Annotated in this window: 15 protein-coding genes; 9 read left to right on the plus strand and 6 right to left on the minus strand. The window is 68.2% G+C overall.

The window, feature by feature from the left end:
* Nucleotides 1–4: 4 nt before the first annotated feature.
* The 4 genes from NJQ98_RS12445 to NJQ98_RS12460 form a co-directional block, all read right to left on the minus strand.
* Nucleotides 5–1,288, minus strand: a complete 1,284-nt coding sequence (locus tag NJQ98_RS12445) for an argininosuccinate synthase (RefSeq protein ID WP_262179137.1) — start codon at nt 1,286–1,288, stop codon at nt 5–7.
* 315 nt (nt 1,289–1,603) lie between these two features.
* On the minus strand, nt 1,604–2,335 hold the full coding sequence (locus NJQ98_RS12450) for a DUF7345 domain-containing protein (protein ID WP_262179139.1): 732 nt from the start codon (nt 2,333–2,335) through the stop codon (nt 1,604–1,606).
* A 3-nt stretch (nt 2,336–2,338) separates the two neighbouring features.
* Nucleotides 2,339–3,085 carry a hypothetical protein gene (locus NJQ98_RS12455; protein ID WP_262179141.1) on the minus strand — a complete coding sequence of 249 codons (747 nt, stop codon included), beginning with the start codon at nt 3,083–3,085 and terminating at the stop codon, nt 2,339–2,341.
* A gap of 111 nt (nt 3,086–3,196) precedes the next feature.
* Nucleotides 3,197–4,246 (minus strand): helix-turn-helix transcriptional regulator, encoded by a 1,050-nt coding sequence (locus tag NJQ98_RS12460; protein WP_262179142.1) that lies wholly within the window; start codon nt 4,244–4,246, stop codon nt 3,197–3,199.
* An 89-nt stretch (nt 4,247–4,335) separates the two neighbouring features.
* Between NJQ98_RS12460 and NJQ98_RS12465 the strand changes: the two genes are divergently transcribed.
* The 5 genes from NJQ98_RS12465 (at nt 4,336) to NJQ98_RS12485 (ending at nt 9,873) form a co-directional block, all read left to right on the plus strand.
* Nucleotides 4,336–4,524, plus strand: a complete 189-nt coding sequence (locus tag NJQ98_RS12465) for a DUF7554 family protein (RefSeq protein ID WP_262179143.1) — start codon at nt 4,336–4,338, stop codon at nt 4,522–4,524.
* A 91-nt stretch (nt 4,525–4,615) separates the two neighbouring features.
* A complete protein-coding gene (locus NJQ98_RS12470) occupies nt 4,616–5,128 on the plus strand; it encodes a 2'-5' RNA ligase family protein (RefSeq protein ID WP_262179145.1) in 513 nt (170 codons plus the stop codon).
* A gap of 194 nt (nt 5,129–5,322) precedes the next feature.
* Nucleotides 5,323–5,745, plus strand: coding sequence for a PPC domain-containing DNA-binding protein (locus NJQ98_RS12475; RefSeq protein ID WP_262179147.1), 423 nt, complete (start codon nt 5,323–5,325; stop codon nt 5,743–5,745).
* Nucleotides 5,746–9,360: a DNA polymerase II large subunit gene (locus NJQ98_RS12480; protein WP_262179148.1), complete on the plus strand. Its 3,615-nt coding sequence runs from the start codon at nt 5,746–5,748 to the stop codon at nt 9,358–9,360.
* Between the two features lie 303 nt (nt 9,361–9,663).
* A complete protein-coding gene (locus NJQ98_RS12485; protein ID WP_262179150.1) occupies nt 9,664–9,873 on the plus strand; it encodes a hypothetical protein in 210 nt (69 codons plus the stop codon).
* A gap of 5 nt (nt 9,874–9,878) precedes the next feature.
* Here the strand turns inward: NJQ98_RS12485 and serA are convergent, their stop codons facing one another.
* Nucleotides 9,879–11,465 (minus strand): phosphoglycerate dehydrogenase, encoded by a 1,587-nt coding sequence (gene serA / locus NJQ98_RS12490; RefSeq protein WP_262179152.1) that lies wholly within the window; start codon nt 11,463–11,465, stop codon nt 9,879–9,881.
* An 88-nt stretch (nt 11,466–11,553) separates the two neighbouring features.
* Nucleotides 11,554–11,721, minus strand: a complete 168-nt coding sequence (locus NJQ98_RS12495) for a DUF7556 family protein (RefSeq protein WP_262179154.1) — start codon at nt 11,719–11,721, stop codon at nt 11,554–11,556.
* A 367-nt stretch (nt 11,722–12,088) separates the two neighbouring features.
* Between NJQ98_RS12495 and NJQ98_RS12500 the strand changes: the two genes are divergently transcribed.
* The 4 genes from NJQ98_RS12500 (at nt 12,089) to NJQ98_RS12515 (ending at nt 17,815) form a co-directional block, all read left to right on the plus strand.
* Nucleotides 12,089–12,934 (plus strand): CBS domain-containing protein, encoded by an 846-nt coding sequence (locus NJQ98_RS12500; protein WP_262179155.1) that lies wholly within the window; start codon nt 12,089–12,091, stop codon nt 12,932–12,934.
* Nucleotides 12,931–14,703: a glycine--tRNA ligase gene (gene glyS / locus NJQ98_RS12505; protein ID WP_262179157.1), complete on the plus strand. Its 1,773-nt coding sequence runs from the start codon at nt 12,931–12,933 to the stop codon at nt 14,701–14,703. Before NJQ98_RS12500 ends, glyS begins: the two co-directional genes overlap by 4 nt.
* A gap of 1 nt (nt 14,704) precedes the next feature.
* Entirely contained in the window at nt 14,705–15,295 is a 591-nt protein-coding gene (locus NJQ98_RS12510) for a diacylglycerol/polyprenol kinase family protein (protein WP_262179159.1), read from the plus strand.
* Between the two features lie 75 nt (nt 15,296–15,370).
* Nucleotides 15,371–17,815 carry a DEAD/DEAH box helicase gene (locus tag NJQ98_RS12515; RefSeq protein ID WP_262179161.1) on the plus strand — a complete coding sequence of 815 codons (2,445 nt, stop codon included), beginning with the start codon at nt 15,371–15,373 and terminating at the stop codon, nt 17,813–17,815.
* The last annotated feature ends 17 nt before the right edge of the window (nt 17,816–17,832 follow it).

The raw sequence follows: 17,832 nt of genomic DNA on the forward strand, positions 1-17,832 counted from the left end.
CCGTCTAGTCCTCCTGTCCGGTCTCGCTCGCGGTTTCCGGGGTCGTCCCCTCGGCCTCGCTACCCCCGTCCGCGGCGGCCTTCCCCGACTTCGCGTCTTCGAGGATATCGTTGGCCAGGCGGGACTGGAAGCCGTGGTACTTCGCGACGCCGGTGGCGTCCTGCTGGGTGATGCCGCCGGAGACCGCTTCCTCGTTGAACGAGGCCGCGGACTCGCTGTAGACGGCGTAGTCGGACTCGCGCGAGACCGGGCGGCAGTGGCCGCCCTCCATCTTCACCGTCACGGTCCCGGTGACGCGCTCGTTCGTGTCGTCGATGAAGGCCTCAAGCGCGCTGACGAGCGGGGCGTCGACGAGCCCCTGGTAGGCCTTCTGGGACCACTGCTGGTCGACCTGGACCTTGAACTGGCGCTCCTCCTGGGTGAGGACGAGCCCCTCAAGGGCCTCGTGTGCGGTGAGGAGGACGGTCGCCGCGGGGTGTTCGTAGTTCTCGCGGACCTTCAGGCCGAGCATGCGGTCCTCCATCATGTCCGTGCGGCCGATGCCGTGGGCGCCGGCCCGCTCGTTGAGCTGTTCGACCAGCTCGACCGAGCCCAGCTCCTCGCCGTCGACGGCGACGGGCTCGCCGTCCTCGAAGGCGATGTCGACGAGTTCGGGCTCCTTCCCGGAGGGGTTCTCGGTCCACTTGTAGATGTCGTCGGACGGTATCTCGGCGGGGTCTTCGAGTTCGGAGCCCTCGATGGAGCGGCTCCAGAGGTTCGTGTCGATGGAGTAGCGGCCGCCGTCGCCGCCCTCGACGGGGAGACCCTTCTCGCGGGCGTACTCGTTCTCCCACTCGCGGGTCAGACCGAGTTCGCGGACCGGGGCGATGACCTCCAGGTCCGAGTCGCGCCAGATGGCCTCGAAGCGCAGCTGGTCGTTGCCCTTGCCGGTACAGCCGTGGGCGATGCCGTCACACCCCTCTTCCTCGGCGACGGAGAGGATGGCCTTGGCGATGACCGGGCGCGCGAGCGCGGTCCCGAGCGGGTAGCCCTGGTAGTCGGCGTTGGCCTTCACGGCCTGCAGGCAGAGGTCCGCGAACTCCTCTTTGGCGTCAACGACGTACTGCTCGACGCCCAGCGCCTCGGCGGTCTCCTCGGCCTCCTCGAACTCGTAGTCGGGCTGGCCGACGTCGACCGTGACGCCGATGACCTCGTCGTAGCCGTACTCCTCTTTCAAGAGCGATACGCAGACCGTCGTGTCGAGCCCGCCCGAGAAGGCGAGCGCGACGGTGCCGTTTCCGTCTGTCATGGATGGGTAGTCGTTTGTTACCGTGGTGTGACTGTCGGTTTGGAGTGACGAGCCGGACAGCCGACCGGCCGTAGTCTGAGACGAACCGAACCGTCGAGAGGAGAAGTAGTAGTGGGCCTAACGGAGGGCCCGCCGTCGGGTCGGGAGAGAATGGGACCCGGCGCTGGCGGCTGCGAGCGCGCCAGTGTCGAACGGCCGCGTCATATACCAGCGACTACCGTAGTTCGCGTACAAATAGCTTCCGAGTCCGCGAGGCCGTGTCTCTAGTTCACACACGGACCGTCAGAGACGGGACCGGGTCGACACTGTGCCGTCTCAGTCGCGACGGCCGGCAAACAGCCCGGCCGCCGCCAGGGCCGCAAGCGCGCCGACGGCGCCGAACCCGGGTCCGCTCCCGCCGGTCGTCCCGGCCGCAGTCGCCGTCGGGCTCGGCGCGGGCGTCCCGTCGGGCGCCGTCGACGACGTGGCGACGACGCTGAGACCGTCGAGCTCCGCGTCGGCGGCGTAGACGAGACGGCCGTCGCTGCTGTTGGCCGGCCCGGGCGAGACGCTCGTCACCTGATACCCCGCCGGGAACACGACGACGAGCGGGCGGTCGAGCCCGTCGCTGCTGGCGAAGGGCTCGCCGAACGTCAACAGCCCGTCTTCGGCCGCCGCGAGCCCCGTCCACGTGACCGAGTAGGTCGCGACGCCGGTCGCGTTCGTCCGTGAGAGCGTCAGCGAGCTGTTGGTCACGGCCATCTCGCGGTCGGTCCGGGCGGACGTGTTCTCGGCGAGCGACTGCCAGCGGGCCGTCTGTCGCTGCTCGTAGGCGTCTCGGGCCGTCTCGTTGCTTCGGAGGTCGTCGAAGGCCGCCTGCTCGCTCTCGTCGTCGAGGTCGTACGTCGAGACGAGCGTCAGCCGCGCGTCGCCGTCGGCGGCGAGGTCGACGGTCAGCGACGGCTCGGGCGGCGCATCAGTCTGGGCCGCCGCGGCCGGCCCCGCGACTGCACCGACCAGCAGCGCGCTCAGAGCGACACTCGTCAGCAGTGTGTGGCGGCCGGACATTAGCTAGTCTTGGCCGTCCGGACTGGTAGTCTCATTGGTTCCGGTGGAACTGTCGCCGTCGGCGGGCCCCGGCTCGTCGGGGGTCGACGGCGCCGTGTCGCCAGTCCGGTCCGCTCCGTTTTCGGTCCGGTTGCCGGGCGCCCCGGTCCGGTCGTCGGGGCCGCCCGCCTGTCCGACTCCCTCACCGGCGATACCGCGCGCGATTTCGGCCGTCTCCGGTCCCGTGAGGTTCGCGGTGCGGTCCGAGAGCGTCCGGATGGCGGTGGCGTTGACGCCGTTGGCCTCGAGCGTCTCGGCGGGCAGCCCGCTCGCCGTCTCGTTGGTCCGGTCGACCATGCGCTCGGCGTTCCGGCTCTCCGCGACCAGTCCGGCGATGCGGGCGCGGTACTCACCCTGGCTCAGGGTGCCGTTCGCGCGGGCCTGTTCGAGCGCCTGACGCCGGTCTTCGAGGGCCGCGACGCGCTCGCTCGTCCTGTTGAGCTGGTCGGCCACGACGGCGGCTTTCGCGTCCGAGCTGTTGGCCCGGGCGACGCGGATGCCGTAGGCGCGGTCCGCTATCTCGCCGTCGAGTTCGGCCTCGCCGACGGCGACGACGCCCGAAAGCTGGGCGCCGGGCGCAACGCTCTCGTTGCCGGTCGTGTTCTCGCTTGCCTGTTCAGTGTCGGTCTGTTGGGCCATGACGAATGGCACCGCCGTGAGCGCACCCACCACGAGTACCAGCGCGACCACGGTCGAAATCGTCCGTCTCATCTCACTCGGGCATTGGCCCCGTATCAGTATATAAACCGCCGACGGTCAGCCCGGTTTGCGGACGATTAAGCCGAATTAAATCGCCCGACAGCGGCGAGTCGAGGGACGGTGTTACGAGTCGTCGTCCACGTCGGTCAGGTCCGTGTCCGGGAGCGTCACGACGTTCTCCCGGCCGATGCGGAACGTCTCCAAGTCGCCGTCCTCGCGGAGGCCGCCGACGACCTGGCTGGTCTTTGCGGCCGTCCAGTCCAGTTCGCTCGCGACGCGCTGTTGCTTGATGCGGCCGCCGTTCTCGCGGAGGAGTTTGAGCACCTGCTCCTCGTTGCTGAGCAGCTCCGCGGGCGGTGTCTCGTCGGTGTCGGCGGTTCCGCCCGCGCCGTCGTCCGTCGCTGGCGTGTCCGCGGCCGTCTCGTCGGCGACCGCGTCGTCGCGGACGTACCGGTAGACGCCGTAGCCGCCGGCGGCGAGTATCAGAACCGCGACCACGGCGAGGAGCGCGTCCACCAGCCCCGAGCCGCCGACAGCGTCCCCGAAGGGCTTGGACTCGTTGGTGACGACGACGCGGGGTTCGTCGTCGCCGAATGACTGGGGCCCGCGCCACGTGACCGACCGGTCGCTCCGCTCGTCGGCCGACGGGCGGACGCTCGCGCGCCGGTACTCGTCGGGCCACTGCATCGTCAGGGTCGCGTTGCGGTCGAGATACAGCCCGGCGACGGCGTCCCCGGCCCGGATGTGGGTGTCGTTGACCGCCGCGAAGTTCGTCCACCGGAACTCGTAGGTGACGACGCCGTAGGACTGGCCGACGTCTTCCCGGGTGGTCTCGACGGAGACGTTGTCGACGGCCATCTCCCGCCCGGTCGCGTTCTCGCCGGCCCGGGCAGTCCGGGTCATCCGGTCGCGGAACCTGTCGGTGTAGACCGATTCGTTCGCCCGGATGTCCGCCCGCAGGTCCTCGAAGGCCTGCGTCTCGTTGTCGTCGGTCAGACGGACGCGGTAGTCGATTGTCCACACCGCGTCGCCACTCGCCGTCACGTCGGCGGTCATCACGACCACGTCGGCGTCGACGGACTGCTGGGCGAGGCCGCCGAAGGCGGCGCCGGCCGCCGTCGGCGCCAGCGCCGCCGCCAGCAACAGCCCCAGGACGATACCCACTCGTCGCATTCGTGTTCCCGTTTTCCCGTCACCGACTATATGGCTTGTTGCCGCGAGCGGGCCACAAGGGGTTTGCCCGTCTGCCGGAAAGACCCTGTATGGACCGTGGGAAACTCGACGTCGACACGCTGCTCAAGATTCTGCTCGTGCTCATCGTCGTCTGGATAGCGCTGGAGGTCATCGGCGAAGTGCTCGGACTGTTCGCTGCGGTGCTCGGGCCGCTCCAGCCGCTACTGGGCCTCGTGTTGATTGTCCTTATCGTGCTCTATCTGACCGGCCGGCTCTGAGCGGAGCCACCGGCACGGCGAGGGTCGGGAGACCACAGCGTCTCCAGAAACTGAACGCGCTCCTTTTGTCCCCGCCGCGCCTGCCCCCGGTGTGTACAGTCTGAACGTCTCGCTGCCGTCGTCGGTCACCTCGCTCGCGGGCCGGCTTGCGCGTGACCTCCCGCGGGCGCGGTCCAGACCGCGCGGGGAACACACGCTGGTGGTCAAGCGACTGGGCAGTGGCGACCACGCGGCCTACGCCCGCATCGAGGCCCGCGCCCGCGACGCCGTCCGGGGGACCGATCCCTTCGGCGTCCGCGTCACCGGCGTCGACTGCTTCGAGACGGCCGAGACCGGCCCCTCGCCGGTCGTCTATCTGGCCGTCGAGAGCCCGCAGTTGCGGGCGCTCCACCAGCGGCTCTGCGACGAGTTCGACCCCGTTGCGGGGATGGAAGGCCCGGACGACTACGTTCCCCACGTGACGATAGCCCGGGGTGGCGACCCCGAAGCGGCCCGGCGGCTGACCGAGCGGGAGATAGAACCCGTCGAATGGGCCGTCGAGGAACTGGTCTTTTTCGACGCCGAGCGGGGCCAGTCGGTGAGTCGGGTGTCGCTCCCGGCGTGAGCCGATTTGTCGGAGAGTCGGTCCGGGCTGTGGCGAACAGGCGGCACACGAGGACCCGGAGCGTCGTGCCGCGCACCCGCGTTCCGCTCCGGGGCAGTGGTCAGCGCATAGTCGGAGGTGGTCCCGCCATCACCCATGAACCTCCGGAGGCGACGTAGCAACGCTTTTGCCGCCGCCCACCCTCGGCATCACGTATGGATTATCGGTCCGTCGAGACTTCGGAGGAGTACGTCTGCCGGCTGGACCACGGCGCGGACTGGCGCGCCGAAATCGAGTCGCTGGCCGACGACGAAGGAATAGACGCCGCGTTCTTCTACGGCCTGGGGGCCGTCAAGGACGCCGAGGTGTGGTTCTACGACCAGGACCGGATGGAGTACGACTCGATGGTCTTCTCGGAGCCGCTGGAGGTCGCCGCCTGTATGGGGAACGTCTCGTGGCTCGACGGGGAGCGGTTCGCCCACACCCACGCCGTCCTCTCCCGTCCCGACGGCGAGGCCATCGCGGGCCACCTCAACAGCGCGACAGTCTGGGCCGGCGAGCTGTACGTGCGCGCGTTCGACGCGGAGCTGGAGCGAGTCCACGACGAGCCGACCGACCTGGACCTCTGGGAGCTGTAGATGCGCGAGGCCGACGAGCGCTACTTCGAGACGCTCGAAACGGAGCTCGACTCGGCCATGCGCGTCGCCGAGCGCGCCCGCGAGCGCGGCGGCGACCCGAAGCCGGAGGTGGAGATTCCGACCGCCCGCGACATGGCCGACCGCGTCGAGAACATCCTCGGCATCGACGGCGTCGCCGAGCGGGTCCGCGAACTCGAAGGCGAGATGTCCCGCGAGGAGGCCGCCCTCGAACTCGTCGACGACTTCGTCGAGGGCACCGTCGGCGACTACGACACCCGCGAGGGGAAAGTCGAGGGCGCGGTCCGCACCGCGGTCGCCCTGCTGACCGAGGGCGTCGTCGCGGCCCCCATCGAGGGCATCGACCGCGTCGAGTTGCTCGAAAACGACGACGGGACGGAGTTCATCAACGTCTACTACGCCGGCCCGATTCGCTCCGCCGGCGGGACGGCACAGGCGCTCTCAGTCCTCGTCGCCGACTACGCCCGTGCGCTGCTTGGCATCGAGCAGTACAACGCCCGCGAGGAGGAGGTCGGCCGCTACGCCGAGGAGATAGACCTCTACGACAAGGACACCGGCTTGCAGTACTCGCCCAAGGAAAAGGAGACGAAGTTCATCGCCGAGCACATGCCGATTATGCTGGACGGCGAGGCCACCGGCGACGAGGAGGTGTCGGGCTACCGGGACCTCGAACGGGTGGACTCCAACTCCGCCCGCGGCGGCATGTGTCTGGTGCTGGCGGAGGGTATCGCGCTGAAGGCGCCCAAGATTCAGCGCTACACTCGCAACCTGGACGAGGTCGACTGGCCCTGGCTCCAGGACCTCATCGACGGCACCATCGGCGAAGACAGCGAGGCCGACGAGGGGGAGGACGCGGACGACGGGGGCGACGACGCGAGCGAGGATGGGGCCGACGATACTGACGAGCGGGCCGGCCCGCCACGGGTCGACCCGGCCAAGAAGTACCTCCGGGACCTCATCGCCGGCCGCCCCGTCTTCTCCCATCCCTCCAAGTCCGGGGGCTTCCGCCTGCGCTACGGCCGCGCCCGGAACCACGGCTTCGCGACCGCCGGGGTACATCCGGCGACGATGCATCTCGTCGACGACTTCCTCGCCACCGGGACGCAGATAAAGACCGAGCGCCCGGGCAAGGCCGCCGGGGTCGTCCCCGTCGACAGCATCGAGGGGCCGACGGTGCGGCTTGCCAACGGCGACGTGCGCCGCATCGACGACGTGGAGACGGCCCGCGAGATCGGCAACGGCGTCGAGAAGATTCTGGACCTGGGGGAGTACCTCGTCAACTACGGCGAGTTCGTCGAGAACAACCACCCGCTCGCGCCCGCGTCCTACACCGTCGAGTGGTGGGAGCAGGACTTCGAAGCGGCGGGGGCCGACGTACAGGCGATGCGGGACGACCCGGGCGTCGACCTCGCAGAGCCCAGCGCCGCCGAAGCGCTCGACTGGGCCAGCGACTACGACGCGCCGCTGCACCCCAAATACACCTACCTCTGGCACGACGTGACCATCGAGCAGTTTGAGGCGCTGGCCGACGCCGTCGAGTCGGCCGACGTGACAGCCACCGACGGGGCCGTCGTCGAGTCCCCGGAAGCGAGCGATGGCGACCTCGTCCTCGAAAACACCGACCTCGTCCGGCAGGCGCTCGAACGCCTGCTCGTCGAACACACCCAGGAGGACGACCGCCTGGTCGTCTCCGACTGGCTCCCGCTGGTCCGGACGCTGGGGTTCTCGCGGTCGCTCTCCCGGGACTGGACCCCCGACGACATCTCCGAACACGCCCGGACCTACGGCGAGCAGGAGGCCGCCGACGCCATCGGCTACGTCGACGACGAGCTGGGCGACACGGCTGGTCGCAACGCCATCGAGGCGGTCAACGAGATATCCCCGTTCGAGGTCCGCGAGCGGGCGCCGACCCGCATCGGCAACCGGATGGGTCGGCCCGAGAAATCCGAGCGCCGGGACCTCTCGCCCGCGGTCCACACGCTCTTTCCCATCGGCGAGGCCGGCGGGGCACAGCGAGACGTGGCCGCCGCGACGAAGCACTCGGACTCGATGACGGAGACGCCGGGCCGCGTCGAGGTGGAAGTGGCCAGACGGCGCTGTCCCGACTGCGGCACCGAGGGCTACGAGGCCCGCTGTCCCGACTGCGACGCCATCGCCGAGACCGTCTACGTCTGCCCGGACTGCGAGATGGAGGTCGAACCCGACGAGTCGGGTCGCGCGGAGTGTGACCGCTGTGAGACGCTGGCCTCCCCGACCCAGTACAGGGAACTGGACCTCCAGGAGAGCTATCGGGACGCGCTACAGAACGCCGAGGAGCGCGAGACGGCCTTCGAGACGCTGAAGGCCGTCAAGGGGCTCACGAGCGAGACCAAGCTCCCCGAGCCGATGGAGAAGGGCATCCTCCGGGCGAAACACGACGTCTCCGCGTTCAAGGACGGCACCGTCCGCTACGACATGACCGACCTGCCGGTGACGGCGCTCAGACCCGCGGAGCTCGACGTCGAACCCGAGCGCCTGCGGGCGCTCGGCTACGAGACCGACATCCACGGCGACCCCCTGACCCACCCCGACCAGCTGTTCGAGCTGAAGGTCCAGGACATCGTCCTCTCGGAGGGGGCGGCCGAGCACATGCTCCAGACCGCCGCCTTCGTCGACGACCTGCTGGAGCAGTACTACGGTCTCGACCGCTACTACGAGTTCGACGACCGCGACGATTTGGTGGGCGAGCTCGTCTTCGGGATGGCCCCACACACCAGCGCGGCGACAGTCGGCAGAGTTGTCGGATTTACGTCAGCTGCCGTCGGGTACGCGCATCCGTACTTTCACGCGGCTAAGCGGCGCAACTGCGACGGAGACGAAGACTGTGTGATGCTTCTCATGGATGGTTTGTTGAATTTTAGTAAATCCTATCTTCCTGATAAGAGAGGCGGCCGCATGGACGCCCCGCTCGTGATGTCCTCGCGTATCGACCCGAGCGAAATCGACGACGAGGCCCACAACATGGACATCATGGAGCGGTACCCGCGGGAGTTCTACGAGGCGACCCGTGAACTCACAGACCCGGCGGAGGTCGAGGACATCATGACCATCGCCGAGGAGACGCTTGGCACCGACCGCGAGTACACCGATTTCCGCCACACGCACGACACCTCGGACATCGCGGCCGGACCGGACCTCTCGGCGTACAAGACGCTGGGGTCGATGGAGGAGAAGATGGACGCACAGCTGCATCTCTCGCGGAAACTGCGAGCGGTCGTGGAATCGGACGTGGCCGAGCGCATCATCGAGTATCACTTCCTGCCCGACCTCATCGGGAACCTCCGGGCCTTCTCCCGCCAGGAGGTCCGCTGTCTGGACTGCGGCGAGAAGTACCGCCGGATGCCCCTGACCGGCGACTGCCGGGAGTGTGGCGGTCGCGTGAACCTCACGGTGCATCAGGGGTCGGTCAACAAGTACATCGACACCGCGATTCGGGTCGCAGACGAGTTCGGCGCCAGAGACTACACCAAACAGCGGCTCAAGATTCTGGAGACGAAAATCGAGTCGGTGTTCCAGAACGACCACAACAAGCAGTCCGGCATCGCCGATTTCATGTGAGCGGGTCAGGAGGTGAGCGCGGTCCGGCGTTTATACCTCATGTTGGAGACATGAGCATGTATCAAACCGGTTCACGCGACGGCGCTGCCTGCTCGCGCTCGGGGTGAGCGGACTGGCGGGCTGTGCACAGTACAAGGTGGGGTCGGGCGGGACGACGGAGCTCCGACTGGTCGTCCCCCAGACGCTATCCGGCGCCGAGGCCGTCGCGCTCTGATACGGCGGCTTTCCAGGTCAGGCCGCAAGACGGGCGTCTGCCGGTCGTCCGATGGGTGCTTTTGGCGGTCCAATCGCATCGTAGTTGGTATGACAACGCATCCCGAGCGAGTGGCGACGCCCCGGTCACCGGGCCTCCCCGAAAACCGCGAACGGCCGTCGGTTTCGACCGCCGTCAGAGAGCTACAGATAGCTCTCCTGGAGTGTCGCGTGGCCGCCTTAGAACAGCAACTCGAAGCCGAACGGGAGAAACGCCAGGCCGTCGTCGACCGGTACGAGCGACTGCTGGCGGAGCGGTGACCGCGTTACTCGTCGCCCAGGGCGACGTAGGTCGTCTCGATGATGCGGTCGTCGGCGTTGAGTCGGTCGATGAGGTCGACGGCGGGCTTCTCGTCCAGGTTGTAGATGGAGAGCGCCTCCCCGCCGATGGTCTCGCGGCCGTTGAACATCCCGGCGATGTTGATGTCGGCCTCGCCTAGGGCGGTGCCGATGAAGCCGATGGTACCCGGTTCGTCACGGTTGCGGACGACGAGCATGTGCCCGTGGGGGACGGCCTCGATGCGGTGGCCGTCGATGCGGACGATGCGGGACTCCTCGCCGCCGAACTGGGTCCCACAGACCGACACCGACTCCTCGCCGTCGGAGACGGTGACGGTGATGAGGCTCTGGTAGTCCTCCGCCGAGGAGGTCTTTGACTCGGTCACGTCGATGCCGCGCTCCTCGGCTATCTGGGGGGCGTTGACGGCGTTGACCTGGATGTCCGAGGGGGTGAAGACGCCCTCCAGCGCGCTGGCGGTGACGTACTCGACGTCCTCGTCGGCGATGTCGCCGGCGTAGGTGACCTCGACGGAGCTCATGTGGCCGTCGAACAGCTGGACGGCGATGCGACCCGCCGTGGAGGCGAGTTCGAGGTACGGCTCGACGGCCTCGAAGGTGGCCCTGTCGAGCGAGGGGGCGTTGAGCGCGTTGGCGACGGGCTGGCCGTTGGCCGCGGCGATGATCTGCTCGGCCGTAGAGGTGGCGACGTTCTCCTGGGCGGCCTCGGTCGACGCCCCGAGGTGGGGTGTGACGATGACGTCGTCGACATCGAGCAGCGGGGAGTCCTCGGCGAGGGGCTCCTCGGCGAAGACGTCCAGGGCAGCGCCGTTGAGGATACCGTCTTCGACGGCTTCGGCGAGGGCGGGCTCGTCGATGATACCGCCGCGGGCGCAGTTGACGACGTAGCCGCCTTCGAGCAGGGCGAGCTCCTCCTCGCCGATCATGTTCTCGGTCTCGGGGGTCAGCGGCGTGTGGATGGTGACGAAGTCGGCCGCCTCCAGGCAGTCTTCGAGGTCGTCGGCGAGCCTGGCACCGAACTGCTTGGCCCGCTCCTCGCTGATGTAGGGGTCGAAAGTGACGATGTCCATCCCCAGGCTGCCGAGTCGCTTGGCGACCTGCTGGCCGACGCGGCCGAAGCCGACGACGCCGAGGGTCTTGTTGTTGACCTCGGTGCCGAGGAACTCGCCTTTGGCCCAGTCGCCGCCTTTGAGGCGGTCGTGGGCCTGTGGGATAGAGCGGGCGGTAGCGAAGGCCATCGCGACGCTGTGTTCGGCGGCGGCGCGGACGTTACCGTCGGGGGCGTTGGCGACGATGACCCCGTGGTCGGTGGCGGCGTCGATGTCGATGTTGTCGACGCCGATGCCGGCCCGACCGACGATGATGAGGTCGGGCGCCGCGGCGAGCACCTCGTCGGTGACCTCGGTGCCCGAGCGGACGATGAGCGCGTTGGCGTCCGAGACCGCATCGAGCAGCGCCTCGCCCTCGACGTCGTAGGCTGTGACTACCTCGTGGCCCGCCTCGCGTAACCGGTCGAGCCCGGCGTCTGCGATGGGGTCCGTGACGAGTACCTTCATACCGGACCGAACTTACTGGGGCGGCATAACGCTTGTTTTCTCGGCGCGGCGTGGCCACTGTCGGCGAGCAAATCGGAAAAGTCCGGAGCTACCGCCACTCGGGGAGCGAGGCGGCGTCCGCGAGCGGGAGTGTCATGTACGCGTCGTCGGTCGAGACGTCCGCGATGACGAACGTATCAGTCGGCCCTTCCTCGACGGAAGCCATGACCTCCGATTCGGCAGCAACCTGCGTTGGGGCAACCGTATCCGGCTCCATGCATGTGAATATGTAACACCCGTATATAAAAACTACGAAATCCGCGGAAGGCGCGGCGGTAGTATCAGGGTTTTGAACAGTCCCGGGGGAGGCTCAGCAACCGAAGCGGGGGCGTGTTTCGACCCCACACGCCCCCTATCGGGCGTTACAGGCGGCCAGCCGTTCCCAGCGAGGATATTCATCCCTGCGTCTGCGTGCCCGCCGTCACGTCGACAGCGCAGCTTACCGTTCGAAACGCCGGCGGACGAGCGGCGCTGTCGTGTGGATTCCCACACGTAGCCGGCGCCGACGGGACGGGTTCGAGCGCGACGGCCCGACGAGCCCGATGTTAACTACTTAGTAGGTGCGGGGCGGAGCTTTGGCCAGTATGAACGTCGCAGACGCTATGACGCCGCGCTCGGAGGTCGTCACGGTGGAAATTCCGGGCACCCGTGACGACGTGCTGGAGTATCTGCAGAAGCGGGCTTTCTCGTCAGTTCCCGTGATCAAAGAGACCGACGACGGCGAACAGTTCCGCGGACTCGTCTCCCGGGACGCCCTCATCAACCGGCCCGACGAGGACCAGCTGGCCCTGCTGGTCGATGAGGTCCCGACCATCACCGCCGACGCCACCATCGAGGCGGCGGCCGAGCTGATGCTCGCGGAGGGGGAACGCCGGGTGCCGGTCGTCGACGGGCGCCTGGAGGGAATCATCACGGTGACTGACATCGTCCACGCCATCGCCAACGGCGACACCGTCGGCGACAGCGAGGTCGGCGGCCTGGCCCGCAGCGATATCAACTGTCTCTACGCCGGGAGCCCGCTGACCGTCGCCGAACGGGAGCTGTCCTACGCCGAAGTGCCCTACGGCGTCGTGCTCGACGACGACGGGGACATGGCGGGGATGCTCACCGTGGTCGACATCATCGAGGTCGCCCGCGTCGTGGAGGGCGAGGACGACACCGGCGACTCCATCGCCAACCAGGACGACGACTGGGCCTGGGAGGGTATCAAGGCCGTCGGCGGGCGCTACATGCCCACGCGCAACGTCGAGATACCGGTCGAACCCGTCCGGGAGTTCATGACCGGCGACGTCGTCACCGTCAGCAAACGGCGCACCGCCAAGGAGGCCGCACAGCTGATGATAGAGCACGACATCGAGCAGATTCCGCTCGTCTCGGGCGACGAGCTCGTCGGTATCGTCCGTGACGTCGACCTGCTGGAGGGGCTATGAACGAGGGCGAGCGCCTGACCGAGCTGGCCAAGCGGCGGGGCTTTTACTTCCCCGCCGCGGGCGCCTACGGCGGCGCCGCCGGCTTCTGGACCTACGGGCCACAGGGCGCCGCCCTGAAGGACAACGTCGAGGACGCCTGGCGCGACCGCTTCGTCGTCCAGGCCGGCCACCAGGAAATCTCGGCCCCGGACGTGATGCCCGAACCCGTCTTCAAGGCCTCGGGCCACCTGGACGGCTTCGACGACATGATAATCGAGTGCGGGGAGTGTGGCGCGACCCACCGGGCCGACCACATCGTCGAGGACAACACGGATATCGAGGAGGCCGAATCGCTCCCCAACGAGGAGGTCATGGAGATCATAGCCGACCACGACATCCCCTGTCCCTCCTGTCAGGCGTCGCTGGCCGACGAGCCGGTCGATAACTTCAACCTGATGTTCGAGACGAACATCGGGCCGGGCACGTCCTCGCCGGGCTATCTGCGCCCCGAGACCGCCCAGGGCATCTTCGTCGAGTTCCCCCAGCTCTCGGAGTACGCCCGGAACCAGCTCCCCTTCGGCGTCGCACAGATAGGCAAGGCCTATCGCAACGAGATATCCCCCCGGAAATCTCTCGTGCGCGTGCGCGAGTTCACGCAGGCCGAACTGGAGCACTTCGTCGACCCCGAGGAGGACGAGCCGCCCCTCGAACAGGTGGCGGACGTGACCCTCCCCCTCTACTCGGGCGAGAGCCAGGAGGCCGAGGACGGCGGCGTCGAGCGACTGACGGTCCGCGAGGCCGTCGACGAGGGGGTCATCACCAGCGACTGGGTCGCCTACTACCTGGGCGTCGCCCGTGACTGGTACGAGCGCATCGGTATCGACATGGACCGGTTCCGCTTTCGCCAGCACCTCCCCGGCGAGCTCGCTCACTACGCCTCGGACTGCTGGGACGCCGAGGCCGAGATCGACGGCGACTGGATAGAGATAACCGGCTTCGCCTACCGCGGCGACTACGACCTGCAGAAACACGCCGAGCACTCCGGCGAGGACTACACCGTCTTCAAGCAGTACGACGAGCCGGTCACGGTCGAGCGCCCGACCGTCGACCCGGACATGAGCTATCTCGGGCCGGAGTTCGGCGGCGACGCGGGCGCGGTCGCGGACGCACTCGAAGCGCTCGCCGAGACCGACCCCGATGCCTTCGACGGCGAGGACGTGACGGTCGAAGTAGACGGCGAGGAGGCGACCGTTCCAGTCGAACAGACCGGCTTCAGCGTCGAGGAAGTGACCGAGAACGGCGAACACATCACGCCCCACGTCGTCGAGCCGTCCTTCGGCGTCGGCCGGCTCATCTACACCGTGTTGGCCCACGCCTACCGGGAGGACGAGGTCGACGGCGAGGAGCGGACCTACCTCGAACTGCCGCCCGAGCAGGCCCCGACCACGGTCGGCGTCTTCCCGCTGATGGACCGGGACGGACTGGGCGAGTACGCCCGGGAACTGGCCGAGGCGCTCCGGCGGGCCGGCCACTCGGTCACCTACGACGACTCGGGCGCCATCGGCCGGCGCTACCGGCGCCAGGACGAAATCGGCACGCCCTACTGTGTCACCGTGGACTACGAGTCCATCGGCGAACCGAAAGACGGCGAGGACCCAGACGACCTGCGGACCGACACCGTCACGCTCAGGGAGCGCGACTCCACGGCACAGAAACGGGTCTCCATCGACGGGTTGGCCGAGACCGTCGGGCGTCTCGTCGACGGCGACGTCGCCTTCGACGACCTGTAAGATGGCCGACGAGGTCGCCCGCCGGCTCGTTCACGTGACGGGGTCAGCGGTGCCGCTTGGCTACCTGTTCGGCGGCGACCTCGTGGGCTGGCGGGTCGTCCAGCTGTTTCTCGCCGTCGCGCTGGTCCTCGTCGTCGTGCTGGAGTTCCTCCGGCTGTCGGTCGGGCTCGACTGGGCCATCTACGACCGGCTCACCCGCGAGTACGAACAGGACAACCCGGCCGGCTACGCGCTGTACATCGTCGGCATGGCCGCGGTGGCCGGCGCGGTCGACGTCGGGCTCCCGACAGACGTCGCCGTCGCCGCGATGTTCATGCTGGCCATCGGGGACCCCATCAGCGGCCTGCTCGGGTCGGCCGACGCCAGCAACGTCAAACAGGCGTGGGTGTTGCTCGTGATGTTCGGGGTCTGTACGCTGCTTGCCGCCCCGTTCGTCCCGACCGCGGCGGCGGTGCTCGGCGGGGTCGCGGCCACCTTCGCAGACGGGGTCAAACCGACCGTCGCCGGCTACGTCGTCGACGACAACTTCTCGATTCCGGTGTTCGGCGCCGCCGCGATGTGGGTCGGTGTCGTCGCCGTTCCGGGGCTCTGAGGCCCGACAGCGCCCCGCTTCAGTTCCGCCGCGGTACCTGAACCCTTAACCTCCGGCGGGGACTACGCCACGCCAATGGCGACCACCGTCGACGGCGAGCACCTTGAACACCCGCTGGTCACCGATGGGTTCCTGGAGAACCGCCGGTACCAGGTCGAACTCGCCGACACCGCGAGCCGGGACCACACGCTGGTCTGTCTCCCGACCGGGCTGGGCAAGACGGCCGTCTCCCTGCTGGTCACGGCCCGGCGGCTCCACGATGTCGGCGGGAAATCCCTGCTGCTCGCGCCGACGAAACCCCTCGTCCAGCAACACGCCGAGTTCTACCGCGAGGCGCTGACGGTTCCCGACGACGAAATCGTCGTCTTCACCGGCGAGGTCCGCCCCGACGACCGCGCCGCCCTCTTCGAGGACGCCACCGTGGTCATCGCGACCCCGCAGGTCGTCGAGAACGACCTCGTGGGCAACCGCATCGACCTCACACGGGTAACGCACTGCACCTTCGACGAGTGCCACCGGGCGACCGGCGACTACGCCTACAACTACATCGCCGACCGCTACCACGCCGACGCCGCCGACCCGCTCGTCACCGCGATGAGCGCCTCGCCCGGGGACGACGAGGAGGGGATACTGCAGGTCTGTGAGAACCTCGGGCTCTCCGAGGTCGCGGTGATGACCGAGGACGACGCCGACGTCGCCGAGTACACCCACGACACGGACGTGGACTGGAAGCGAATCGACCTGCCGGAGGTCGTCGTCGAGATACGGGACGGCATCAACGAGGTGGTCGCGGACCGGCTGGACCAGCTCCGGGAGCTCGGCGTCACCAACAAGTCATCGCCGGACCTCTCCGAGCGGGACATCCAGGGGATGCAGGCCGAGCTCCGCAAGCTGATGAACAACGACCAGAGCGAGGGGTACCAGGGGATGAGCCTGCTGGCCGAGATCCGGAAGCTGCGGACCGCCGTCACCTACGTCGAGACCCAGAGCGTCGAGTCGCTGCGCCGCTACTTCGAGCGGCTGAAGGAGGCCGCCCGCTCCTCGGGGGCCTCGAAGGCCGACCAGCGCCTCGTCAGCGAGCCCAAAATCCGGGAGGCGATGCGGAAAGCCGAGAGCTACGACGACCTCCACCCCAAGTTCCGGCGGACCCGGATGCTGCTTGCCGAGACGCTGGGCATCGAGAACGGCGAGCGCGTCATCGTCTTCACCGAATCCCGTGACACCGCCGAGACGCTGGTCGATTTCCTCTCGGACCACTTCACCACACAGAAGTTCGTCGGACAGAGCGACACAGACGGCAGCGAGGGGATGACACAGACCGAACAGCAGGAGACCCTAGAGCGGTTCCGGAACGGGGAGTTCGAGGTGCTAGTCTCGACCTCCGTCGCCGAGGAGGGACTGGACGTACCGGAGGTCGACCTCGTCCTCTTCTACGAGCCGGTGCCGACGGCGATTCGGGCCATCCAGCGCAAGGGCCGGACTGGCCGCCAGGCGGAGGGTCGCGTCGTCGTCCTGCTCGCGAACGACACCCGTGACGAGGCCTACTTCTGGAAGGCCCGCAACGACCAGAAGCGGATGGCCAAGGAGTTAGACGAGCTCAAGAGCGTCGCCGGGGAGCTGTCGGCCGAGCTGGACCAGACCGGGCTGGACGACTACGAGGACAGCGAGGGGGACGGAAGTGGTACCGCGACGGAAACGGCCGCGAACGGTACCAGCGCCGACGACGGCCAAGCGGGGCTGGACGCGTTCGCCGGCCAGGACATGACCGCAAGCGAGAGCGACGACGCCGAGGCGACCGAAGCTGACGCTGCCGACGGCGATGACGGCGAGAGCGACGGGGTCGTCGCCAAAGCCGGTGGCGACGCCGACGATATCGAAATCGTCGCCGACCAGCGCGAACTGGACTCGACCATCGCCCGGGACCTCTCGACCCGGGACGGTGTCGAGACGCGCCTGGAGACGCTGGCCGTCGGGGACTACGTGCTCTCGGACCGCGTCGCCGTCGAGCGAAAGACCGTCTCGGACTTCCTCGATACGCTGACCGGCGGCGACCGATCGATGTTCGAGCAGGTCGGCGACGCCGCCCGCAACTACGCGCGGCCGGTGGTCGTCATCGAGGGCGGCGACCTCTACGGCGAGCGCAACGTCCACGCGAAATCCATCAACGGCGCGCTGGCGTCGCTGGCCGTCGACTTCGGCGCGAGCGTCCTCCGAACCGACGACCAGGACGAGACCGCCGACCTGCTCGAGACTATCGCGACCCGCGAGCAGGACGACGGCGACCGAACGGTCAGCGTCCACGGCGAGAAACAGGCAAAGACCGTCGCGGAACAACAGGAGTACGTTGTCGCCTCGGTCGCCGAGGTCGGTCCGGTGACCGCCCGCAGCCTGCTCGAACAGTTCGGCAGTGTCGAGGCGGTGATGACCGCGACCCACGACGAACTGCTCGACGTCGACGGCATCGGCGAGGTGACGGCCGAGCGAATCCGCTCGGTCGTCGGCGGCACGTACGACCCCTGATTTCCATACCGGAACGC

Source organism: Haloarcula laminariae (genome assembly GCF_025457605.1).
Lineage (GTDB): Archaea > Halobacteriota > Halobacteria > Halobacteriales > Haloarculaceae > Haloarcula > Haloarcula laminariae.